General features: G+C 47.9%; 17 protein-coding genes. 13 read left to right on the plus strand and 4 right to left on the minus strand.

Annotated elements, in window-relative coordinates; all coding sequences use genetic code 11:
• Nucleotides 1-429 precede the first annotated feature (429 nt).
• From C8N47_RS01145 to C8N47_RS01160, 4 genes are read left to right on the plus strand one after another with little or no spacing between them, the layout of a single operon-like run.
• Nucleotides 430-1056 carry a TetR/AcrR family transcriptional regulator gene (locus C8N47_RS01145; RefSeq protein ID WP_107820678.1) on the plus strand — a complete coding sequence of 209 codons (627 nt, stop codon included), beginning with the start codon at nt 430-432 and terminating at the stop codon, nt 1054-1056.
• Nucleotides 1046-2392 (plus strand): TolC family protein, encoded by a 1347-nt coding sequence (locus C8N47_RS01150; RefSeq protein WP_107820679.1) that lies wholly within the window; start codon nt 1046-1048, stop codon nt 2390-2392. Before C8N47_RS01145 ends, C8N47_RS01150 begins: the two co-directional genes overlap by 11 nt.
• An 11-nt stretch (nt 2393-2403) precedes the next feature.
• Complete coding sequence (locus C8N47_RS01155; RefSeq protein ID WP_107820680.1) at nt 2404-3558, plus strand: efflux RND transporter periplasmic adaptor subunit; 1155 nt, start codon at nt 2404-2406, stop codon at nt 3556-3558.
• Between the two features lie 34 nt (nt 3559-3592).
• A complete protein-coding gene (locus tag C8N47_RS01160) occupies nt 3593-7024 on the plus strand; it encodes an efflux RND transporter permease subunit (protein ID WP_245915645.1) in 3432 nt (1143 codons plus the stop codon).
• 491 nt (nt 7025-7515) lie between these two features.
• Here the strand turns inward: C8N47_RS01160 and C8N47_RS01165 are convergent, their stop codons facing one another.
• Nucleotides 7516-7980 carry a C-GCAxxG-C-C family protein gene (locus C8N47_RS01165; protein ID WP_107820681.1) on the minus strand — a complete coding sequence of 155 codons (465 nt, stop codon included), beginning with the start codon at nt 7978-7980 and terminating at the stop codon, nt 7516-7518.
• Nucleotides 7981-8207: 227 nt separating this feature from the next.
• On the opposite strand from C8N47_RS01165, the gene C8N47_RS01170 reads away from it, so the two are divergent.
• Nucleotides 8208-9353 carry an acyltransferase family protein gene (locus tag C8N47_RS01170; protein ID WP_107820682.1) on the plus strand — a complete coding sequence of 382 codons (1146 nt, stop codon included), beginning with the start codon at nt 8208-8210 and terminating at the stop codon, nt 9351-9353.
• Between the two features lie 1521 nt (nt 9354-10874).
• On the opposite strand, the gene C8N47_RS01180 is transcribed toward C8N47_RS01170, so the two are convergent.
• The gene (locus C8N47_RS01180; protein WP_107820684.1) at nt 10875-12065 is read right to left on the minus strand and encodes a phosphoglycerate kinase; all 1191 of its coding nucleotides are present in this window, start codon (nt 12063-12065) and stop codon (nt 10875-10877) included.
• 283 nt (nt 12066-12348) lie between these two features.
• Between C8N47_RS01180 and holB the strand changes: the two genes are divergently transcribed.
• The 8 genes from holB (at nt 12349) to porX (ending at nt 23543) form a co-directional block, all read left to right on the plus strand.
• Nucleotides 12349-13473, plus strand: coding sequence for a DNA polymerase III subunit delta' (gene holB / locus C8N47_RS01185; protein WP_107820685.1), 1125 nt, complete (start codon nt 12349-12351; stop codon nt 13471-13473).
• Nucleotides 13474-13681: 208 nt separating this feature from the next.
• Nucleotides 13682-14962 carry a PSP1 domain-containing protein gene (locus C8N47_RS01190; RefSeq protein WP_107820686.1) on the plus strand — a complete coding sequence of 427 codons (1281 nt, stop codon included), beginning with the start codon at nt 13682-13684 and terminating at the stop codon, nt 14960-14962.
• Nucleotides 14963-14992: 30 nt separating this feature from the next.
• Nucleotides 14993-15460 carry a gliding motility lipoprotein GldH gene (locus C8N47_RS01195; RefSeq protein WP_107820687.1) on the plus strand — a complete coding sequence of 156 codons (468 nt, stop codon included), beginning with the start codon at nt 14993-14995 and terminating at the stop codon, nt 15458-15460.
• Nucleotides 15461-15513: 53 nt separating this feature from the next.
• Nucleotides 15514-16254, plus strand: coding sequence for a tRNA (guanosine(46)-N7)-methyltransferase TrmB (trmB, locus tag C8N47_RS01200; RefSeq protein WP_107820688.1), 741 nt, complete (start codon nt 15514-15516; stop codon nt 16252-16254).
• 97 nt (nt 16255-16351) lie between these two features.
• Nucleotides 16352-16684, plus strand: coding sequence for an MGMT family protein (locus C8N47_RS01205; RefSeq protein WP_107820689.1), 333 nt, complete (start codon nt 16352-16354; stop codon nt 16682-16684).
• 82 nt (nt 16685-16766) lie between these two features.
• Nucleotides 16767-17879 (plus strand): Mrp/NBP35 family ATP-binding protein, encoded by a 1113-nt coding sequence (locus tag C8N47_RS01210; protein WP_107820690.1) that lies wholly within the window; start codon nt 16767-16769, stop codon nt 17877-17879.
• A 246-nt stretch (nt 17880-18125) separates the two neighbouring features.
• The gene (porW, locus tag C8N47_RS01215) at nt 18126-21800 is read left to right on the plus strand and encodes a type IX secretion system periplasmic lipoprotein PorW/SprE (protein ID WP_146161403.1); all 3675 of its coding nucleotides are present in this window, start codon (nt 18126-18128) and stop codon (nt 21798-21800) included.
• Nucleotides 21801-21986: 186 nt separating this feature from the next.
• Nucleotides 21987-23543, plus strand: a complete 1557-nt coding sequence (gene porX / locus C8N47_RS01220) for a T9SS response regulator signal transducer PorX (RefSeq protein ID WP_107820810.1) — start codon at nt 21987-21989, stop codon at nt 23541-23543.
• On the opposite strand, the gene C8N47_RS01225 is transcribed toward porX, so the two are convergent.
• Both C8N47_RS01225 and C8N47_RS01230 read right to left on the minus strand, forming a co-directional pair.
• On the minus strand, nt 23540-24310 hold the full coding sequence (locus tag C8N47_RS01225; RefSeq protein ID WP_107820692.1) for an ABC transporter ATP-binding protein: 771 nt from the start codon (nt 24308-24310) through the stop codon (nt 23540-23542). The two genes, porX and C8N47_RS01225, sit on opposite strands and share 4 nt — an antisense overlap.
• A complete protein-coding gene (locus C8N47_RS01230) occupies nt 24310-25047 on the minus strand; it encodes an MlaE family ABC transporter permease (RefSeq protein ID WP_107820811.1) in 738 nt (245 codons plus the stop codon). Before C8N47_RS01230 ends, C8N47_RS01225 begins: the two co-directional genes overlap by 1 nt.
• Nucleotides 25048-25083 lie beyond the last annotated feature (36 nt).

The raw sequence follows: 25083 nt of genomic DNA on the forward strand, positions 1-25083 counted from the left end.
ACATACTAAAGTTAGCATTTCAGTCAGGGAGTCGGGTAGAAATAGCTCTTTTGCAATTTTTGGTCTGTGTGTTGGAAAGTGCGAATTGGAAATGTGCTTTTGTGGGCTGGTTTCAGCATGGCATACAACAGTCAGACAGATGTAATCTTCTTCGTCAATTTTTGTTATGGAGACTATTGCACTTTTTATATCAATTTTGTTTATTTTACTCATAATAAAGACCTTCCAAAGTGGTCAAATTCGACCACATTAACTTTTAGTCCTTTCAAATGTACTTGTTTGGATGCTGATTTTAAAATCATGTTTCAAGAAGTGCATTAGCGCTCTGGACCGAAAATACAACTTCGGGTTATCGACATCGCGCAGAGAACATGGAAACTTTTTTTGTTTCGGTAGTTTCCTGTGCTGAATATTCGTAATTTTGTATCAATGTCAACGGAGAAAAGAACACACATTTTAACCACAGCTGCCCGGTTATTCTCGCAACAGGGCATACGCAGCATTACCATGGACGATATTGCCCGGGAAGCGGGCGTATCGAAAAAAACAATTTACAGCTTTTACAATAACAAACAGGAGTTAGTTGAAGCCTTTGTCAAGCATTTCATATTTGACTGCCCGGAGCTGCAATTCAACATCCGACCGAACATAAATGCCATCGATCAGTTATTTAAGTACAGAGAAAAAGCAGCCGTTCTATTGGAGCTTGTTAAAAACAAAATCGATTACGACCTGAAACGACTCTACCCGGAGATCCATCGCGAACTACAAACCTTTAAACGCGATTTGATTTACCGTATTGAGACCGCTCTGCTTGCAAAAGGCAAACAAGAAGGGCTTTTCCGCCCCGAACTCGACGATGATTTTGTTGCAAGAATGTCGGTTGGCAGGAGCCTGCTGATCTTCAACCCCGAAAACGACATTTTCACCGACGAGGAGTGCCTGAACATGGCAACCTTCGATAAGATGCTGGACTTTCAGCTACACGCGATATGCACCCCACGGGGAATTGACTATTACGAACAAGAATTAAATCACATCCGGAATGAAAATTAGAGCACAACGATCAATCTTTGTTTTGCTTTTACTTGCCTCAACAATCAGGCTATCGGCCCAGGACACGCTGCGCTTTTCGTTAACGGAGGCCAAAGCTTATGCTATGCAAAACTCCTATGTCATCCGCAACAGTTCGCTCGATGTGGATGCCGCCCGCAAAAAGGTGTGGGAAACCATTGCAACCGGACTACCCCAAGTGTCGGGATCGGCAAGCTACACCAACTTCCTGAACCTCCCTGTTTCGCTGATTCCTGCTGAGTTTGTCGGTGGAAACCCGGGCGAATACTTCGAAGTTACCTTTGGGCAAAAATTCAATTCGGATTTTGGGTTCACCGTTAACCAAAAGCTTTTCGATGGCTCCTATATTGTCGGGGTTGGTTCAGCAAAGCTCTATCTGCAGCTATCAAGCCAGGCAAAAGAAAAGACCGAAATTGAAATCCGCCAGGCCGTAGAGCAGGCTTATTACGGAGCGTTGGTCGCCCGCCGGAATTTATCCGTCCTGCAAGAAAACCTGTCCAACAATCAAAAGCAATTTAGCGATACAAAAGCGATGTTTGAAAACGGTTTTGTTGAAGAACAGGATGTCGACCAGCTGAAGCTGATTGTACAAAACTCGGAGAACGAAATAATCAAGGCTGAACGCGAAATACGAGTGGCCGAGATGGTGTTGAAATATGTGATGGGTGTTACCGTAACCGACCCTGTTGTACTAATTGACGAGCTGGACAATTTCATCGATCCGATTTTATCGGGAAAGGAAGAACCGTCAGGTTTTGACTTGGCAACCCATATCGACTATCGCCTACTGGAGTCACAACGTTTAAGCCAGATCAAACTACTGCGACTGGAACAGTCGGCTTATTTACCAAACCTCGATGCGTTTTACAGCTGGAACAAAACATCCTACGGTAACAGCTGGAATCTTTTTAAAAGCAACGTTGCCTGGTATCCCTCGTCTATGTGGGGGCTTAACCTTACTGTTCCCATTTTTTCGGCCGGAAATAAAGCGGCCAGGGTAAAACAAGCGCGTATTGAATTGGAAAAAGCCGAAAACGATCAGAAACTTGCAGAACAAACGCTGCAAAAAGACTACCTGACAGCAGTTGCCGATCTTGAAAGCGCCATCGATCAATACCGGAATGATACGGACAATAAACAGCTGGCAAAAAAAATCTACGACAAGACAACCGTCAAATACAACAACGGCATGATCAGCAGTATTGAGCTTTCGCAAACCGAATCGCAGTACATTCAGGCTCAGAGAGCTTGGGTAGCATCGGCCACTCAATTGTTAAACTCAAAAATAAACCTGGACAAAGCAATCGGAAAACTTTAAAACAAGAAACTATGTATCACACAACTAAACTCAAACAATCCTGGCGTCAGCTGCTTATTTCGTTACTGACTGTTTTGCTGGTTTCCTGTTCTACGGGCAACGCCTCGAATGATGATATACAGGCCAAACAAACCCAGCTGGCCGAATACAAACAACAGCTTCACGACCTGCAGCAAAAAATACACGAACTTGAAGACGAACTGAGCGAACACATCCAGGTTGAGCGAATTGATGTGGTCTTAAGCGAATTGAAGGAGCAAAAATTCGAGCATTTCTTTGAAGTAACCGGAAGTGTCGATGCCGACAAAGAGATTAATGTCAGCCCGGAAGGTGCAGGTCAGATTCTGGCCATCAAGGTAAAGGAAGGACAACGCGTTGCCAAAGGAACCACCCTGGCAGTCCTCAACGCTGAGCCCATCAACCGCTCGATTGAACAAACAAAGATCAACCTGGAACTGGCAAAAACGACTTTCGAACGCCAGAAAAACCTTTGGGATCAAAATATCGGTTCTGAACTTCAGTACCTCCAGGCCAAATCGAACAAAGAATCACTTGAAAAACAGCTGGAAAACCTTCAGGCCCAGAAAGATATGTCCATCATCAAAGCTCCGGTCGACGGGATGATCGACGTCATCTACCAAAAACAAGGACAGATAGCGGGTCCCCAAATACCGTTTGCCAAATTAATCAACATCGACAACATCAAGATTTATGCTGATGTAGCCGAATCGTACCTGACCAAAATGAACGAGGGCGACGAAGTATCGGTTTATTTCCCGGCGATAAACGCAGAACGGACCACCAAAATCCGTCTGATCGGTAACTACATCGACCCGAACAACCGAACCATACGTGTGCGGCTGGATTTGGCCAATCCGGACAAAATGATCAAACCAAACATGGAGGCCATTGTAAAAATCCGCGACTATGAAGTTGATAGTGCCATTGTCATTCCGTCCCTGCTTATTAAAGAAGATTTTAAAGGACACTACACCTACATTGCCGAAGGAAGCGGAGAAAGTATGATCGCCAAAAAAGTCTATGTTACCCCGGGTATATCGGATAATAACATGACGGAAGTCACAGCGGGTCTGACCGCCGGAACCCAGGTAATTTCGGAAGGATTCAGCCTGGTGTTTGATGGTTCGCCAATCCGACAAAACTAAACATTCGGTTTTATCCCCTGTAAAAATGCAGCAAATGGACAAAGAAAAACAAAGCGATATTGCGCAAAACATAACCCGGAAGTTCGGACCGACTTACCTGGCCCTGAAGAATAAAACAACCGTTTATATTCTTTCGCTGATGCTGGTGATTTTTGGTCTTTATTCCTACAATCAAATGCCCCGGGAGTCGTTCCCCGAGATTGCGATTCCCTACATATTTGTACAAACCATTTATCCCGGCAACTCGCCCGTTGATATCGAGAACCTGATTACCCGACCAATCGAACAGGAACTAAAGGGAATGGACGGGGTCAAAAAAGTATCGTCGGCTTCGTACCAGGACGTCAGCACCATCGTGGTTGAATTCAACACCAATGTTGATGTGAAACAGGCGTTGCAGGATACCAAAGACAACGTGGACAAGGCAAATTCCGATTTACCCGACGATTTGGAGAACGATCCGCTGGTAATGGATCTGAACTTCTCGGAATTCCCCATCCTGAATGTTAACCTTTCGGGCGATTTTAGCATGCGGGAACTGAAGAACTTCGCCGAAATCCTGCAGGATGAATTTGAAAGCCTGAGTGAAATATCAGAAGCCACGATTCGCGGTATCGACGAGCGGGAAATCCAGATCAATGTCGATCCGCACAAAATGGAGCTTCGCGGCGTGTCGTACGACGATATTGCCTTCGCCCTTCAAACCGAAAATCTCACCATTGGTGCCGGTGAGTTCACGGCCGACAATACCCGCCGTGTTGTGCGCACGGAAGCTGATTACACCAATATGGATCAGATCCGCAACACGATTATCAAGCTGAATAACGGTAAACCGGTTTATGTGCGCGATGTGGCTGATGTTGCTGATGACTACAAAGAACGCTCAACCATCTCGCGGCTCGACAACCGCCCGGTGGTTTCGCTGGCACTGGTCAAAAAGAGCGGAGCCAATATCCTGGAAGCAACAGCCAAAATTCGCAAAATCATCGACACGCAGGTCGAAAGTGGCTACCTGCCGCCAAACCTGGATATCATCATCACCGACGACATGTCGACCTACATTAAAAACGATATTGCGACCCTCGAGAATAGTATCATCCTGGGGATGATTCTCGTAATTTTCGTCCTGTTCCTGTTTCTTGGCTTCCGGAATGCCCTTTTTTCGGGCCTGGCAATTCCGATGTCCATGTTCCTTTCATTCGTCATCCTGGACCAGTCGGGCATCACGCTGAACTCAATGGTTTTGTATGGTTTGATTCTGGCGCTGGGAATGTTGGTAGACAACGCGATTGTAGTAGTCGAAAACGTGTACCGCCTGCACGGCCTTGGCCTTCCAACACTGAAGGCAACCCAAAAAGGCGTAAGCGAAATTGCCTTTCCGATTATTTCATCAACACTGACGACCCTGGCCGCTTTCTTTCCATTGATGTTCTGGGAAGGCATCGTCGGGGAGTTCATGGGAATTTTACCCCAAACGCTGATCGTTGTGCTGGCCTCGTCGCTGTTTGTGGCCCTGGTGCTAAACCCGCCCTTTATTGCCCGGTTTATGAAGATCGAAGATATCCGGAAAAAAGCAGACTGGAAAAAGACATTGATGCGGGCCGGAATACTGGCGGCTGTTTCTGTTGTCTTCTACCTTCCCAAAATATATTTACTTGGTAACCTCCTGATGACCGTAGCCTTGCTAATGGTTCTGAATGTGCTCGCGTTCCGCCCTATGGCCCGCTGGTTTCAGCTGCGTTTTTTGGTGTGGCTTGAAAACTTTTACGAGAGCCAGTTACGTTTTGCATTAACCGGATGGAAGCCCGTAGTTTATTTTGCAGGAACATTTGTCCTGTTGATCGGCTCAATCATTTTTTATGGAATGCGGCAACCCACTGTTGTTTTCTTCCCGGAAACGGATCCGCAGACCATCTATGTAACCATGGAGCTGCCGCTGGGGACAGCCATCGATAAAACCGATGAAGTTTCGCGCCGCGTGGAAAAAATTATCAACGAGACGATTGCCCCCTACCATAACATTATTAAATCGGTAACCACCTCGGTTGGAAACGGCAAAGGTGGCATGTTTGAGAATGAACAGAGCCCGAACAAATCGTTGACCTCCATTTCATTTGTCGAGTATAAACTACGCGACGGAATCAACACCTCGGATATTATGCGCAAAATTTCAGCCAACCTGGAGGGTTTTGTTGGTGCTAAGATTTTTGTTGAAAAAGAAGACCAGGGACCTCCCGTCGGACCGCCCATCAATATCGAGGTGTCGGGCGATGATTTTGACCAGCTCATCCGGATTACCGATGATTTCATGGCGCTAATCAAGGACGACAACATCTCCGGGATTGACGAACTAAAACTGGACATCAATGTAAACCAGCCTGAAATGCTGATCGAGGTCGATCGGGAAAAGGCCCGCCGATACGAATTGTCGACTCAACAAATTGCCATGGCTCTGCGGAACTCGCTCTATGGCTACGATGTCGGCGATTACAAAGACGGCGAGGATGAATACGATATTTTTATCCGGCTGAAGGAAGACTACCGGAATGATGTATCGACCCTGATGAACCAAAAGCTGATGGTGGAAGGGAACAAGATTCCGATTTCGGCTGTGGCTGATTTTCGGTATTCTTCGACCTACGATAAGGTGAACCGCATTGACTTTAAACGGACGATAACAATTAGTTCAAACGTGGTAGAGGGCTACAATGCCAACGAAATTAACAGCCGAATCAGGCAAGTATTGCAGGAATACAACATGCCGCGCGGATACAAATATTCGTTTACCGGCGAGCAACAGTCGCAGGACGAAAGCAGCGAGTTCCTCATTTTTGCCCTGTTGGTTGCAGTCGCACTGATCGGCTTGATCATGATTACCCAATTTAACTCGTTCATCCGCCCCATGATTATCATGACGACTGTACTTTTCAGTACCATTGGCGTATTCCTCGGATTGGGGCTCTTCCAGATGGAGTTTGTAATCATTATGACCGGCATCGGTATCATCTCGCTCGCCGGCATTGTGGTAAACAACGGTATCGTACTGATCGACTACATCGACCTGATGCGGAAACGAAGACGCGAGGAACTGGGCTTACACGAAGGAGCTTTTCTCTCGGCAAAAGACGAAGTTGAATGCCTGGTAATTGCCGGAAAAACAAGATTGCGCCCCGTACTGCTTACCGCCATCACAACCGTGCTTGGCTTGGTGCCACTCGCTATCGGATTAAATTTCGACTTTTTGACACTTTACAGCCACTTCGAGCCCGACTTTTCGCTAGGAGGAGAAAGCACCGCCTTTTGGGGACCCATGTCGTGGACGGTGATCTTCGGGTTGACCTTTGCCACCTTCCTGACACTGATCATCTCGCCGGTGATGTACATGCTAACCATCCGGATTAACTACCGGATAAAGAAACTGCTGGGCGTTGTGCCGGAAGACAGTTTACGCGGACAGGAAGATTAATTCGGGAACCCTATTGGGGAAAGGTGCTTGACGGGAGATCGTTAAGCACCTTTCTTTTCTGTAAAAGTACCTTCTGCTTTTACCTTCTATCTAATGTAGCCCCCCGGACTGGTACTCACTTTTGCTCAAAAGAGGATCTTTTGTCCTACCGGACGGGTTTTCATTTTTCGGCATTATACCGTCCTATTTCAGAGTATAAAATTAGCCTGTGCAACGGTATAATTTGGATAGTACGCGAGGCAACACGAAGATTGTCCCGTCCCCTACGGGACGGAATTTCCCCTGTCGCCGTTAGGTTACCCAAATTGCATCCCTCCGGGATTGCAGGAAGCTTTTCGTTTGATTTCGGTCTGGATAAAACCAAGCCAACCGCCTCCCAACTTTTTGGCATTGATCGAACGACCTTCTTGCTTGTTGATGGCGTTTTGGAGATGACAACCCGACAACTGTTGAAAACAACGACAACAGCATAGTCGAAAACTACTACACTTTCATCCCTGTTGGCGATTGCCCGGAATCGCCTCTGTTTTTTCAACCAATTCGTCCTCTAAAATGGCGACAGCACTTTCGACAAACCGCGGACAAAAGCGATTGAAAAGGTCGCGTTCGCGGGCTATGCGTTTTCCGCGCGGGGTCAACACATTTACCCCCAGCAATTCCTTACATTGCAAACTTCCATGTGCTGCTGTAAAGCGTTTATTAAAACGTAGCATCCTGTCATCGGCTTGCTGCGTGATTTCGTCATCGTCGATGGCGGTGGTTTTTAAGCCGATCGCCATATAGGCAGCTATGATTGCCCCGCAGGTTTCGCCACGGCTCATCCCGCGACCGAAAGCTGCTCCCAGGCGAATACAGCTCGTTTCGGACAAAGCCAGCTCGTCGGCAAACGCGTGCAACACCGCCTGACAACAATTATGCGTTTCGAAAAAGCTTAAGGCTTTTTGCTTTCTGCTCATCTTTTTAGCTACAAGTTAAGCTTTTCTGCGGATCTGCACTGTCAATAAGCAAGCAATCAGGCTCGAATTAACAAATCGATCTCGCATAAAGGCCGGCTGGCGAACAAGAAGACAGCCCCCGATGATCGCCGTCGCCATCCCGCTTTGCGGCATGTATTTTGCTACCTTTGCCTCCGACAAAGAAATTCAAAAATTTACCGGTTCGAACACCGGCATTCGCACGCTTTATGACCGATTCAACAAACGCATTCATACAACAACACAAAGCGCATTTTCATATTCTGGACGGATTGAGGGGAATCGCTGCACTGGCGGTGGTGATCTTTCATTTTATGGAGTGGATCAAGCCCGACTTTACCGAAAACTTCATCGGCCACGGCTTTTTGGCCGTCGATTTCTTCTTTTGCCTGTCGGGCTTCGTGATTGGCTATGCCTACGACAGCCGACTGCCGAAAATGGGTGTCCGTGCCTTTTTCACCTCGCGCCTCATCCGCCTGCATCCCCTGGTAATTGCCGGCGCCGTACTCGGCCTGCTTGGATTGCTTGTCGATCCTTTTGCCAATCAGCTCCAGGGCCATTCGCTGTCGTGGCTTGCCCTCCTGTTTATGGGCTCCCTGGCCATGATTCCGCTCCCGATTATGGAAGAGCGCTATTTCAACCTGTTTAGTTTAAATGCCCCGGCCTGGTCGCTGTTTTGGGAGTATATTGCCAACATCGTTTATGCCCTTGTGCTGGTTCGCCTTTCGCGCAAAACACTGGCATTTTTACTGCTCCCTGCTGCTGCCGCAATCGTTTGGGTAAGCTACCGTGCCGGCAATTTGCTGGGTGGCTGGGACGGAAGCACCTTTGCCGACGGAGCCATCCGCATGAGCTACTCGTTTTTGGCCGGGCTGTTTATTTTCCGCTCCGGCTGGATCATCAAAAATAAACTGGGCTTTGCCGTGCTGGCCCTTCTGTTGGCAGCGGCATTTGTAAGCTCCGGCTTGGGCAACAGCGCAGTGGTTGAGCCCCTGATCGTGCTGTTTTACTTTCCGCTGCTGGTATCGCTCGGCGCGGGCTCGGTTTTGTCGGGCTCGCTCCGCAAAGTCTGCGTGTTTATGGGCGACATCTCCTACCCGCTTTACATGACGCACTACGCCGGCATCTGGCTGTTCGGCCACTATCTGGTCAGCCAAGAGCCTTCGCCCGAAGCCCTGCCCTGGATCGTTGCCCTGGGAACCGTGGCCATGGTGCTGTTTGCCTGGCTGGTGATGACCTTCTACGATAAGCCGGTTCGCCAATTCCTGAGCCGGGCAAGAATGAAACGCCGGGCAGTGGTGCAAGCCGCAACGGTTCGCTCGTCAACAGCTTCGCCCAACCGACCGAAAGGCTGATTTGCCCCTTCGCATGACCCATCGGAGCCGTATAAGTCAATGATTGGGGCAAAAACCCAGGTGCGGATTCATTCTACCCGTTATCAGATCGCAAATTCGATAACACAGATCAAATATCTTGCTATCCGGATCAGTAATTGCGCTATTCCGATCGCATATTCTTTCAACAGGATCACTTATTCTTATAGCCGGATTGGATCTCGTTAATAGAATAGCTGATCTGTTTTAACATTTTAATCATCTGGTTATCGATCACTTTAATCTAACTTCGCTATAAACTGAATCGTAAAATCATTTTTCCGATCAATATCAGTTAAAACTTGATCTGCTTTTAAAAATACAATCCCGGGAGGATGAAATTCGCTCTCCGGATCTGTTTGGGGCTAAGAAGATGGCAGCCCGCGCCTGCTGGTTATTACACGATTGCCTTGGGGTACGTTAAAATCACTTCAAGCCAACTTCCAATCACTCTAAAACGACAATACTCCGATTATTGCTGTCTTCTAATCACTCTTCTAAGTCGCAAGCATCGCCCGAATTGCCTTTCACCAAAAACCTTCATCATTCCCGGGAATCACCAACAGGAATGAAAGTTCACTATTTGGGGGACGCTGCTGTTTTCGTTGTTTTCAACAGTTGCCGGGTTGTCGGTCCACAAACCTCAAAGCATCCCCCGTGCGGTTGGAAACCCGGCCTATCGCAGGCAGGCACATCGCCCGAAGAGATGTTTACAAAAAACACAAAGGCCTCTTTTTACTCTCCCCTGAAATGAACCAATCCTGGCGGATCGATTCAATTCTGTCCCCTCTCTGCGGGCAGAGCGGGGAGAATCCAGACGCTACAGGTAGATTGCAAAAAACACCATCAACGCATAAGAATGAGGTTTGATCAATGAGAAAAAGTTGGGAACCGGTTGGCCTATTTTATCGAGACCGGAATCAAACGAAAAGCTTTCTGCAATCCCGGAGGGATGACATTTGGGTAGCTTTGGCATTTCCGCGGGTAAAATTCCGTCCCGTACGGGACGGGACGATCTTCGTGTTATCGTTTATGCTACCCAAATTATACCGTTGCACAGGCTAAATTTATACTCTGAAATAGGACGGTATAATGCCGATAGACTGAAAAAGGAGCATTGAAACGAAGTGATTGGATGCGACACTTTTGAAGCTAATCGGTATTGAATGGCTAAAGCCATTGCTGAAAAATGAGAACCCGTCCGGTAGGACAAAACATCCTCTTTTATACAAATTAGGATTGACGGAACACTCGCTTAAGCGTCGAAAAAAAGACTTTCAGAAAAAATATTCATGATTCGGAGGGAATCACCAACAGGGATGAAAGTGGATTCTTTTGAATCAGATTGACCCTCCCATTCCGACAAAGTCGGAATTTCCCTCCCTCGTGAGCGAGGGCCAGGGTGGGTACATTAGATAGAAAAGAAAAGCAGAAGGGACTTTCACGAAAAAAGGCCCGAGCCATAGCCCGAGCCTTCTGATATCGATTGTAATCTTGTTCGAATTATCCGCGAACAGCTGCGATACCCGGAAGAACTTTACCTTCCAAAGTTTCCAACATGGCACCACCGGCAGTTGAAATGTACGAAACACCTTCAGCAATACCGAATTTGTTAACAGCAGCAACCGAGTCGCCACCACCAACCAATGAGAAAGCACCATTTTTAGTTGCTTCAACAACAGCTTCGCCAATTGCTTTGGTTCCGGCAGCAAAAGCATCCATTTCGAATACTCCGGCAGGGCCGTTCCAAAGGATTGTTTTTGACTTACCAATTACTTCTTTGAAAGTAGCGATGGTATCAGGACCTACATCCAATCCCAACCAGCCGTCTTTAATTTCGCCTGCAGGACAGATTTCAGTGTTGGCATCAGCAGCAAATTTATCAGCAGCAACACAGTCGGAAGCGATCACCAGGTTCACGCCTTTTTCTTTGGCTGTTGCGATCAGTTTTTTAGCCAAATCCAGGTACTCGTCTTCACACAATGAAGAACCGATGTTTCCACCCATTGCTTTCACGAAAGTGAAGATCATACCACCACCGATAATCAGGTTGTCAACTGTACCCAACATGTTTTCGATGATTGTGATTTTAGTTGAAACTTTAGCACCACCCATGATTGCGGTCATCGGACGTACCGGAGCAGCTACAACTTTATCCAGGTTCGACACCTCGTCGGTTACCAGGTAACCGAACATTTTGTCGTTCGGGAAGAATTTAGCGATTACAGCTGTTGAAGCGTGCGCACGGTGAGCCGTACCGAAAGCATCGTTTACCCAGCAGTCGCCCAGCTCGGCCAACTGACCGGCAAAAGCTTCGTCGCCTTTTGTTTCTTCTTTGTGGAAACGCAGGTTTTCCAGCAACAAAACTTCACCCGGTTTCAAGGCAGCAGCCATGGCTTTTACCTCGTCGCCAATGCAATCAGGAGCCAATTTCACTTCGGTTCCCAGCAATTCAGCCAAGTGACCTACCAGGTGTTTCATTGAGAAAGCATCTTCCGGTCCGTTTTTAGGGCGACCAAAGTGTGACATGATAATTGGCGAACCTCCTTCAGCAATAATTTTTTTAATTGTAGGAAGGGCAGCCACCATACGGGTATCATCAGTAATCTCGAATTTGTCATTCAAAGGAACGTTAAAATCTACGCGGATCAACGCCTTTTTGCCTTTGAAATCATACGATTCAATTGTCTGCATAATAGAATATTTTTAGGTTCTTTTTGATAAGAGTCCCAAAGATACAAAAAAGAAAAGTTTGCCCTTTGTAACCCCACTTGCAAATCGGTATTTTTTAAGATTGAGGTAATGAAGGAGCAGGAGTGAGAAGGCAAAAGTGAAAAGGCAAAAATGGGCGCAATCAGGAGCCCAATCTGCAAACCAAATTTTTCGCCTATTTTTTGACGTCCTCCTTTTGACTTTTGACTTCCTTCTTTTGACTTATTTTATTTTCCTATTTTTGCTTGCACTCAAAAATCAGCCTATGTTTTTTCGCGACATTATTGGACAAAAAGCCATCAAGGAACGTTTCATTCAGACCATCAACGAATCGCGGATCAGTCACGCGCAATTGTTTGCCGGCCCCGAAGGTTCCGGGAATCTGGCTTTGGCCCTGGCATACGCCCAATACGTGTCGTGCACCAATAAGCAAAATGGCGATTCGTGCGGCACTTGTCCGTCGTGCAAAAAATATGCGCGGCTGGCACATCCCGATTTGCATTTTGTGTACCCGGTTGTGAAATCGCCGAAGTTCAAAGACCCCGTCAGTACCGATTATATTGAAGAATGGCGTAAAATGGTACTCCATGATGCCTACTTCAGCCTCGAGGACTGGTTCACGTTCATCGGGACCGACAATGCCCAGGGGATGATCTATGCGCAGGAAAGCGACGAGATTATCCGCAAGCTAAACCTGAAATCGTATGAGTCGGAATATAAGATCATGATCATCTGGATGCCCGAGAAGATGAATCAGGCCTGTTCCAACAAGCTGCTGAAGATGATTGAGGAACCGCCGTCCAAGACGCTTTTCCTGCTGGTTTCGGAGAGCGAAGAACAGCTGATTACGACCATCCGCTCGCGTTGCCAGCTCACCAAAGTTCCGGCCATCGACGAAGCTGAACTGGTGGCATCGCTGAACGAACTTCCCGAGTCGTCGGGCACAAATACCGAACAAATTGCGCATCTCAGCCGCGGCAACTACCGAAGAGCCTTGCAACTGCTCAAGCCCGAAAATCAGGATCGCTACAACCTCGAGAAATTCAAGGAACTGATGCGCCTGACTTATGGCCGTAAGTTTCTGGAATTATTCACCTGGGTGGCCGAGCTCTCCACCATTGGCCGCGAGCGCCAAAAGAGCTTCCTGCAATATGCCTTGGCGCAGGTTCGCGAAAACTTTGTTTTCAACCTGAAAAACCCCAAGCTGGTTTATATGGATGAAGAAGAACAAGCCTTCTCGTCGCGCTTCTCACCCTTCATTAACGAGCGTAACATCATGCCCATCAGCGAAGAACTGGAAAAATCGATTTTACACATCAGCATGAACGGCAATCCGAGAATCATTTTTACCGACATGGCTTTGCGGATTGTAAAGTTGATCCGTAGATAAGACAGGAATTTTGGATTTTCAGATTGTTAGATTACCAGATATCTATTAGTTCTTTCCTGATAAACGATTTCATCAACTTTCACATGCTGCACAAAACGCAAACCCAACCGATTGCGCCTTTTTTTGTCGGCAATTATGCTTATTTTTGAAGCCTGTTTTTGCCGCAGCAGTTTTCACCCTTTCGGCATACAGAACTAAAAAATCAACTATGGAAGATAATTATACAGTCAACCGCGGTTGTTGTGCTGGTGGAGCCGGTACCTGCTCGAAGCTGGAAGTTCACGACTGGCTGAGCGACGTGGTACACATGGCCACTGCCGACAACATTGTTGAGGTTCGATTTAAAAATACCCGCAAAGAATATTTCAGAAACCACAGCAACCTGAAGCTTAAAATTGGCGACATTGTTGCTGTTGAAGCCAACCCTGGTCACGACATTGGCGTGGTCAGCCTCACCGGCGAGCTGGTAAAACACCAGGTACGCAAACATAAGGTGAAGCTGGTAAATGGCGATTTCCGAAAAATTTATCGCAAGGCCAAACAAGCCGACATCGACAAGTGGAAAGAAGCCATCAGTCTGGAACACAAAACCATGATCCGCTCGCGGCAAATTGCTGCCGACCTGCGCCTGGACATGAAAATTGGCGACGTGGAATACCAGGGCGACAAAACAAAAGCCATCTTCTACTACATTGCCGAGGGGCGCGTCGATTTTCGCCAACTAATTAAGGTGCTGGCCGAAAGTTTCCGCATCCGCATCGAGATGAAGCAGATCGGAGCACGCCAGGAAGCCGGACGCATCGGCGGCATCGGTCCTTGCGGACGCGAGCTCTGCTGCGCCACCTGGATGAGCAATTTTGTGTCGGTAACAACCAATGCCGCCCGCTTCCAGGAAATATCGCTGAACCCGCAAAAGCTGGCCGGTCAGTGTGGAAAACTTAAGTGCTGCCTCAACTACGAGGTCGATTCCTATATTGATGCACAACGCGACTTCCCGCCGAACAACATTGTGCTGGAGATCAAAAACGGGCAATACCATTTCCTGAAAGCCGATGTTTTCAACCGCATCATGTACTACATTGGCACGGGCGAAAACAGCCTCTCGGGTCCGCAAGGCGTTCCTGTTGACCGGGTGAAGGAAATCATCCTGATGAATAAAAAAGGCCGAAAACCCGAAAAACTGATTGAATACGATGATTCGGTAACCACCACCCGTAAGCCGAAAGAATTCGAAGATGTGTTGTCGCAGGACAGCCTGACCCGTTTCGACCAGCCCAAATCGAAGCGCAACCGCAAGAAAAAACGACCGGCGAAAAAAGGCGACAGCGGCGGCCGCCCGTCAAACCGTGGAGGAGATAACACCCGCAACGCCAACACCAAGCGGACCAACACGCGAAACACCAACAAAGGCGGTTCGACTGGTAGTGGTGACAACAAGCCACAACGGCCCAACAATCGCCGACGCAGAAAACCAAAATCGGATTCCTGATGTTCACCTGGTAAACGAGATTATTGCAGCATGAGATTGAAATTAGTTTTCAGCATCGCAGCTTTGCTTCTGGCTCTGGCTTCGTGCACACAAAAAAAGGAATTTGAGGCTTATCGAAGCCTGAGTGCCGACGGATGGCACAATGACTCGCTGGTGGTATTTGACGTTGAGCTTGGCGACACCATCGAAAGCCACAACCTGTACCTGAATCTGCGCAATAGTGGCAGCTATCCATTCAGCAACCTGTGGCTTTTTGTGAACATCAGCTCCCCCGATGGCAAAGTGCTGACCGATACGCTCAACTTTCAGCTTGCTGCCCCATCGGGCAAGTGGCTGGGAACCGGCATCGGCGATCTGTTCGACAACCAGTTTTTATACAAGGAAAACATCTACTTCCCGACTCCCGGAATCTACCGGTTCTCCATTCAGCAAGGAATGCGGGCCAATAGGCTGAAAGGCATCCGGGATATTGGAATAAGCATTGAAAAACAAAATTAACATAGCGGAACAAGGCAAACAGCAACAGTCCGACAATCTGAAAATCTGTACAAGTGGGAAAGAATAAACTGAAGAAATTTGCAGAAATGGAGACCTTCACAAACACCATCCAGTCTCCGATGCAGCAGCCCGACCAAGCTGATCACGAATTAAAAGGAAACTGGAACAAGCACTTTTTTAAAAACGACAATCCCATCATTCTCGAACTGGGATGCGGCAAAGGTGAATATTCGGTTTCCCTGGCCAAGTTCTTCCCCGATAAAAACTTCGTTGGGGTCGATATTAAAGGTGCCCGGATGTGGAAAGGCGCTAAAATGGCCATTGAGCAAGGCGTGAACAACGTAGGCTTTTTGCGCACCAGCATCGAGATTATCCACAAATTTTTTGCCCCGGGCGAAGTGCAGGAGATCTGGCTTACCTTCCCCGACCCCCAGATGAAGAGCACCCGCAAACGGCTCACAGCAACCAACTTCATGGAGATCTACCGAAATATTTTGGCCCCGGATGGCATCATCAACCTGAAAACCGACAGTAGCTTTCAGTATCACTACACGCTGGAAATGGTGAAGGAGAATGAGTTGGAAATTATTGCCAACACCGACAACCTTTATCAGTCCGACATCCTGAATGACGTTCTTTCCATTCAAACTTTTTACGAAAAGCAGTGGCGCGAACGGGGAATCGATATCAAATACCTGGCATTTAAACTCAGTCACGACAAGCCCCTACGCGAGTCTGATGTAGAGATTGAAAAAGACCCCTACCGAAGCTTCGGCCGGTCGGCCAGAGAATAGTCACTTATTGAGGGTTTCACTACAAGTGAAGCCCTCAATGGGTTGACTACTCTAGTTTGACTTGGTGTGAAACCCTCAATGGCAAATCCCGCAATTTATGAACGACTTTTTCGACATGGTTTACCAGGTTGTACGCCTTATTCCTCCGGGGCGCGTTACCAGCTACGGCGCCATTGCCCGCTACCTGGGCACCGGGCAATCGGCCCGCATGGTCGGATGGGCCATGAACAAAGCCGGAGCACAACCGGTTTATGTTCCGGCACACCGGGTCGTAAATGCCCAGGGCCTGCTTAGCGGCAAACACAACTTCGGAAACTCTTCGGCAATGGAGGACTTACTTTTGAGTGAAGGAATTCGCGTTGAGAACAATCAAATTATTAACTTTGCCGAAGTTTTCTGGGATCCGACAAAAGAACTAATGATCGAATAAAACTTTTAACCCGACTTTAGTTCAGGTGAAAAAGTAAAATTTTCAAGAGCCCGAAAACAAAAAATATTAAACACATACAGCTATGAGTGAAGCACGCAAAATAATCGTTCCGAAAACGGTAACCGACAGCTTAAGCAAAGTTGTTTATCCGGGTTCTAAAGAGAATATCGTGGCCATGGACATGGTTCAGGAAATCCGCATTGCCGGGAAAAAAATAACCTTTTCGCTGGTCTTTCAGCGCTCCGACGATCAAAACATCCCGGTAGTCATCAAAGCCTGCGAAGACATGCTGATTGAAGAGCTGGGGCAGGATATTGAAATCCGCGGTAACATCACCGCCAAAGCCATCCACCAGATGGAGCGGCCGGTACTGCCTAACGTTAAAAACATCATTGCTGTTTCGTCGGGCAAAGGCGGCGTTGGAAAATCAACCGTATCGGTAAACCTGGCTGTGGCACTGGCCAAAACCGGCGCCAAAGTAGGTTTAATTGATGCCGACATTTACGGCCCCTCGATCCCCAAAATGTTTGGCGTTGAAGGCGAACGTCCGGTGGGCGTAGTGGTTGACGGTCACGAAATGATTGAGCCTGTTGAACAGTTCGGCGTTAAAATGTTGTCAATCGGGTTCTTCGTATCGCAGGACGATGCGCTGGTATGGCGAGGGCCAATGGCTTCGAACGCCTTAAAACAGCTGATCAAAGACGGCAACTGGGGCGAGCTCGACTATATGCTGATCGACCTTCCTCCGGGCACCAGCGACATTCACCTCACCCTGGTACAAACCGTTCCGGTAACCGGAGCCATCATCGTTACAACGCCGCAGGATGTCGCTTTGGCCGATGTGGTGAAAGGCGTGAGCATGTTCCGCAGCAAGACCGTTGATGTACCGGTACTCGGCTTGGTTGAAAATATGGCCTGGTTTACGCCCGAAGAACTGCCGGACAACAAATACTATATTTTTGGCAAAGATGGTGGTAAAGATTTAGCCGAAGCTCTGCAAATTCCTTTGCTCGGTCAAATCCCGATTGTACAAGGCATCCGCGAAGGTGGCGACGATGGCACGCCTGTTGCCAGCGACGAAACGTCGCCCATGGGCCGGGCATTCCTGGAGGTAGCTGCAACAACCATCCGCGAAACCGAACGCCGCAACGCCGAGCACGATCCAACAAAAAAGGTGAAGGTTAGCCGCAAATAAAACATGACATCTAGTCAAAGATGTTAGCATTGAGGGTTTCACTCCGAGTGAAGCCCTCAATTCGTTTTGGCACCATAAGGCTCCCGCAATCCCGAACAAACGAAGCTTGGCTTTCCTTCAAATTTCGTATTATTGCTAAACAAAGCTGACGGCCGAAAAAGGAAGAACCGGCTTATGCTTTTTGGCTGGTCAAAAGCAATATTATCCGCTTTATTCAGTTATCCCTAAAGTGAAAAAACATCCGGATTGAAGACGAACTTATCACATAAATTTTTGCTGCTGTTTTTATTGGTTATTCTGGGCGGTTGCTCCACCGAAAAGAATACGGCAGTCACACGTACCTATCACAACGTTACCTCGCGCTATAACATCTATTTCAACGGCAAAGAAAGTTTAAAGGCTGGCCTGGAACGTATCGATCAGTCGGTTGATGACGACTTCACCCGGATCCTGCCGGTATATAAGGCCAGCATGACAGGTGCCGAGCGCCTGGCCTCGGCGGAAATGGATAATGCAATCCTAAAAGCATCGAAGCTGATAAAGATTCACTCGCTGACTAAAAAACCCAAAAGACGACGAATCCGCTCGGCAGCCTATAAAAATCTGGCCAGCAAAGATGAATACAACAACTGGGTCGACGACAGCTATCTGCTAATGGGTAAAGCTTACTTTTACCAGAAGAAGTTCCCACAGGCCATGGAAAACTTCAACTATGTAATCCGCAAATACAGCCAAGAGCCATCGCGTTTTGAAGCCCTGATCTGGTTGCTGCGCTGCTACTCGGAGCAGGAGCGTTACAGCGAGGCCATGGAAGTGATCAAAGACATTGATGCCAGCCTGGATTTTCCAAAAAAACTGGATCAGGAGTTCTCGCTGGCCGTGGCCGACTTTCACCTGAAACAAAAAGAATACGAGGAAACCATCCCGGCGCTGAAAGCAGTGCTGCGCAAACCGGCAAACCGAGCCGACAAAGCCCGTTACAGCTACATCCTGGCACAACTGTACAAAGAAACCGGCAATAACCAGCTGGCCATTGAAACCTTCAGAAAGGCAGCCAAATTAAGTCCTTCATACATGATGGCCTTTAACGCCCGCATTAATGCAGCAGGGGTGTTTACCGAAAACGAAAACCTGGACAAGCTCGTTCTGGAGCTCAATAAAATGCTGAAGGACGAAAAGAACCACGAGTTCCGCGACCAGATTTATTATGCCCTGGCCAACATCGACAAACGCCGGGAAAACAAAACCGCGGCTATCGAAAACTACCGCCTTTCATCAGCTACCAGCATCAGCAACGACTATCAAAAAGCCTTGTCATGCCTCACCCTGGCCGACATCTACTTTACCGATCAGATTTACAAGGAAGCCCGTGCCTACTACGACAGTGCCATGATGGTAATTGACAACAGCTACCCGAACTATGCCTTTATTGCGGATCGGCACAAAAGCCTCGTTCTGCTCACAAACAACCTGCTAACCGTAGAACGGGAAGATAGCCTGCAAGCGCTGGCCCTAATGAGCGAAGCCGACAGAAACCGGAAGATAGACAGCTGGATTAAGGCAGAACGCGATGCCGAGATGGCCCGCAAACAGCAGGAAGCCCAGGAACGTATGGATCGGAATTTCTACCGTATGAACCAGGCTCGGGGAAGCCTGAGCCAACAACAAAGCTCGGGCTGGTATTTTTACAATTCATCAACAATCACCCTGGGGAAAATTGAGTTTGAACAGGAATGGGGCAAACGCAAACTGGAAGACAACTGGCGCCGGAAAAATAAAAACCAGTTCTCGGAAATTGAGCAGGACGAACTGGCTGAAGAAACCGCCAAGGACTCGACCAAAGTGGAAGAACCCCGCGAAAACGATAAGCTGAAGCGCGCCTATTACCTGCAGGATCTGCCGCTGACCGACGCTCAAATGCGCGCCTCGAACATCCGCATTCGAGATGCCTTGTTCAACGCCGGCCGGATCTTTAAACAAGACTATGAAAACTATCCGATGGCCATCGACGAGTACGAAGACCTGCTGCAACGTTACGATGAAAATATTTATAAGCTGACCACTTATTTCGAACTATGGGATCTGTACGCTAAAATTGGCAACCGAAGCAAGTCCGATTATTACAAACAACTGATTGTGAACGGCTATCCCAACAGCAAATATGCGCAGTACCTGGTCAATCCGAACTATTTTATCGAACTGGAAGCGCATCGCGACAGCATAAACCGCCTGTATCAGCAGGCTTTCAGCCTATACAAACAGGGCGACTACAACCAGGCCGGGCAGTATGCCAGCAAACTGCAAACTATGGATGCCGACACCATCCTGTTGGCTAAAGCGGCATTTATCGAGACCATTGCGAAAGGCGAAAAAGGCAGCTTCGAACAGTTCGGAACCTACCTGGATCAGTATATGGCGAACTATCCGGCCTCGCCCGCCAAGCCGATGGCCGAACGAATCCGCCAACTCATTCAGGACAGCACCCTGGTTGATTATCAAAAGCTGGTGGCTTCGGGCTACCTGAACGACAAGATTGTGAATGACGAACTACTGGCCGAAAAGAACCAGGTACAGGATGAATTTAACGGCAAGTTTTCGTACGACGAGGAGCTGCTGCACTATTTCGTGATTGCCTTCAACCGTACGGCTCAGGTAGACATTAACCGACTGAAATTCGACATTGCCAACTACAATATCGACCACTATATGAAAACCGATTTCGATCTTGAAGTGGAACCGCTCAACGCCCAAACAAGCCTGCTGTCGGTGCGCACCATTCCAAACAAGGAACAAGCGCTGATTTATTTCAGGTCGATCATCCGGAAGCCCGAAGTTTACGCCACACTGCGTGGCGTTGATTACGTGAATTTTGTCGTTTCAACCTACAACTACCGCGAGCTGAAGGCCGACCACAACACCGAGGATTACCTGAAATTCTTCCTTAAAAATTACAGCCGCTTTATTGGCGGTGACTTCCCCGAGGGTGAACTGCCCGAACCGGAAGAACTGATGGCCAAAGCCATGGAAGAAGATCAAAAGCTGGAAGAACGCGGTACATTTGTGATGGTAACACCCGAAGTGAAAACCGAACTTTACAGCCGTACGGCCGATGCACCGCACAGCTTTGCCATTGCCATTCAGGATCGCGATTTCAAGCTGAAAGGAATGCTCGACCAATTTGCCCGCTTCAACAAAGAGGAATTTGGGAGTCTCCGCTTATCGACCGATGCCAAGGTATTTGGCGACTATCAGCTACTTGTAGTATCACCGCTGAGCAATGCCGAACAGGCCATGAGCTATTTCCGGCGCGTGATCACCAACCGCAGCCTGTTCGATGAGTTAGGCGATCGCAGCTACCGCAATTTCATCATCAGCAATACCAACCTTCAAACGCTCACAGGAAGCCACGATGTAAACGAGTATATGAACTTCTTCCGCGAATATTACATCAGCGGGGAGGCACTTAAAAGCCCGCAAAACACGCCCAATCAGTCATCCGAAACAACAACCAAGCCTGCCGAAAAGAACGCTCCGGCTGTAACACCTAGCCTGTTTAGAGCAAGCATGAACAGCGAACACAGCTTCGTACTACTGCTTCCGGCACAAACGGTTGATCAGGAGAAATTGCTCGATGACATCGAAGCACACAACGATCAGTTCGACCCGGAAGGCAAATTGCGAATTGAATTGCAGCCCTACAACGACCAACAGGTCATGGTGCGTGTTTTCCCATTTGCCGATAGCGACCGTGCGATGAATTACCTGCAAAACCTGGTGCGCGACCAGCAAGTTTATGGTCCACTTGGCGAGCTGGAATACCGCAATTTCGTTATTTCGGAAGCAAACATCGACTTGCTGCTTGAACGCAAAAACTTAAGTGATTACATGAAGTTTTATAAAGAGAACTACCTTTCGCGTTAAGGTTAATCTTTGTTAACAAGTGCCAACAACTCGCATAAAATTGCGATTATTAGCGTTAAATGGTAAGCGCTGTATGCTTCGAATTAGGACCGTGAAGCGTCAGTATTCGGAATGTGAGAGAGGATCCACTTAAAAACACAACCGTCGGCTATCACCAAAATGCCGGCTCCAATGAAAGTAAAATGTATGAAAACAATCCGAATTTTATGGACCGACGATGAAATCGATCTTTTACGTCCGCACATCATATTCCTCGAACAAAAAGGCTACCAGGTATCTACTTCGAGCAACGGCTCGGACGCTATTGATCTGGTACGCGATAATCACTTCGACATTATTTTTCTGGATGAAAATATGCCCGGGCTCACCGGCTTGCAAACTCTCACAGAGATTAAAAACCTGGAGCCGAACGTGCCGGTGGTCATGATCACCAAAAGTGAAGAGGAGGATATTATGGACCAGGCTATTGGGTCCAAGATTGCCGACTATCTGATTAAGCCGGTCAACCCCAAGCAAATTCTTCTGTCCATCAAAAAGAATGTCGATCAGCATGAACTGGTGACCCGCAAAACCACTTCGGACTACCAAAGCGAATTTGGCAAAATCGGGATGCGCCTGAACGAGCGTTTGGATCACGAGGACTGGAAAGAGGTGTACCGCAAACTGGTCTTCTGGGAGCTGGAGCTCAGTGCTTCCATGGATTCGACGATGGACGAAATCCTGCAAATGCAAAAAGCAGAGGCGAACAACAACTTTTCGCGCTACATCAAAAACAACTATCTGAGCTGGTTCGAGAAAGATCAAAAGGAGCGTCCCATGCTCTCGCCCGATCTGTTTCGCCACAAGATCTTTCCCCTGCTCAACAAAACAGAGCGGGTATTTGTGCTGGTGATCGACAATCTGCGCTACGACCAGTTCAGGGTTCTTAGCAAGGTGATCAACCAATACTTTCTGACCGAAGAAGAAGAGCTTTATTACAGCATTCTGCCAACGGCAACCATGTATGCGCGCAATGCAATTTTTGCCGGTCTCATGCCCTCGGAAATAGCACGCATCTATCCCAACTTCTGGGAAGAGGACGATAACGAAAGCCATAAGAATGTGCACGAAAAAGAGTTGTTGCAGGAGCAGATGAAGCGACTGGGGCGCTCCGAAAAAATGTATTTCGAAAAAGTTGGCAGCCTGAAAACCGGCAAAAAATTCCAGGAAACCTTAACCCAGGTGCTTCAGAACAACCTGTCGGTTATGGTTTTCAATTTTGTGGATATGATTTCGCACGCCCGTACCGATACCGAGGTGATGCGCGAACTGGCCAGCGATGAAAAGGCCTACCGCTCATTGACCCTCAGCTGGTTTAACCATTCGTTTTTGCTGGAGCTACTGAAAAGCCTGGCCGAAAACCAAGTGAAGGTGGTCATAACCACCGACCACGGAACAGTGCGCGTAAACAATGCACTGAAGGTTGTTGGCGACCGCGAAACGGTAACCAACCTGCGCTATAAACTGGGGCGTAACCTGAATTATAACCCGAAAGAAGTTTTTGAGATCGCGCAGCCAGAAAAGGCATTCCTGCCGGGACGAAATGTAAGCTCCAGGTTCATTTTTGCCTGTAACGACGATTTTTTGGCCTACCCCAACAACTACAACCATTACGTGCAGTACTACCGCGATACTTTTCAGCATGGCGGTATCTCGATGGAAGAAATGATTGTTCCGGTGGTAACCCTCAAGCCCAAGAGCTAAGAGCCGTTTTCGATTCGGGCATCACGCATTTCCTTGTATTGGCGATTGGCGAAAACGAACTCTTCGAGTTTCTTGTTTTTAGCGTGAAGAATTTCGGACTTACTGCCAATCCATCCCATTTCGCCCTCGCTGATAAACAAGATCTTGTCACCGATCTCCATCACCGAGTTCATATCGTGCGTATTGATGATGGTGGTCATATTCAGGTCAACGGTCAAATCGTGAATCAGGCTGTCGATCACCAGCGATGTTTCCGGATCGAGCCCCGAATTTGGCTCGTCGCAAAACAGGTATTTGGGATTCAGAACGATGGCCCGGGCAATGGCAACACGCTTTTGCATACCACCCGATATTTCGGCCGGCGAAAGGCGAAAAGCCTCAGGTTTAATATTCACCCGATCCAGGCAATAGGCCACCCGTTCTTCCTTTTCTTTAGCTGTTTGATTGGTAAACATATCCATCGGGAAGCGCACATTTTCGGCCACCGTCAGCGAGTCGAACAAAGCGCCGCCCTGAAAAACCATGCCCATTTCCTGGCGCAGGCGCTTGCGCTCCTTCATTTTCATGCGCGTAAAGTTTCGGTCGTCGTAATAGATTTCGCCCTGATCAACCTCGTGCAAACCAACGATCGACTTCAGCAGAACCGTTTTGCCCGATCCGCTCCGCCCAATAATCAGGTTGGTTTGTCCTTTCTGAAACTCGGTTGTAATGCCCTTGAGCACCATTTTGCTGTCAAACGACTTGATGATATTCTCGACTCGAATCATTACATTAAAAGTTGTGTTAAAATTAAGTCCCAAATCAGGATCAAGATATTGGTGGTTACCACAGCCCGGGTGCTGGCTGCACCAACTTCGAAAGCCCCGCCCTCAACAAAATAACCGAAATAAGCGGGAATGGAAGAAACCAAAAAGCCGAACACCAGGGATTTCACCATTGAAAAGCCCACATAATGCGGATTGAACAAATACTGTACACCGTTCAGGTACTCAGCAGCCGTAATGGCTCCCACCCCGGGACCAACCAGCAACCCGCCAATCAAGCCGAAAAACACACTGATGACATACAGAAAAGGGAAAATAAAAACCACCGCCACAATCTTGGGAAGAATCAAATAGCTTGCCGGGTTCACGCCCATAATTTCCAGCGAGTCGATCTGCTCGGTCACACGCATACTCCCAATTTCGGAGGTAATGTTGGAGCCGATTTTCCCGGCCAGGATCAAGCCCAGTATGGTTGATGAAAATTCCAGAATCAAGGTATCCCGGTTTCCCAAGCCAATCAGGTAGGAGGGCAAAAACGGATTCTGCATATTGTAGGCAACTTGCAGGGTGATAATCCCGCCCATGAAGATCGAGATGATCACCACCAGTCCCACCGTATTAACCCCCAGTGCATCGATTTCGGAGAACAAGCGTTTGACGTAAACCTTATGCCGTTCCGGCTTCGAAAAAACCTTGGTTAAAAGGCTAAAATACCTTCCTGCATGATAAAAGAAGTGCATAATCTGATGATTCCTGTTAGCCCGGCGACTGTGGCC

The organism is Mangrovibacterium marinum, from assembly GCF_003046625.1.
GTDB lineage: Bacteria > Bacteroidota > Bacteroidia > Bacteroidales > Prolixibacteraceae > Mangrovibacterium > Mangrovibacterium marinum.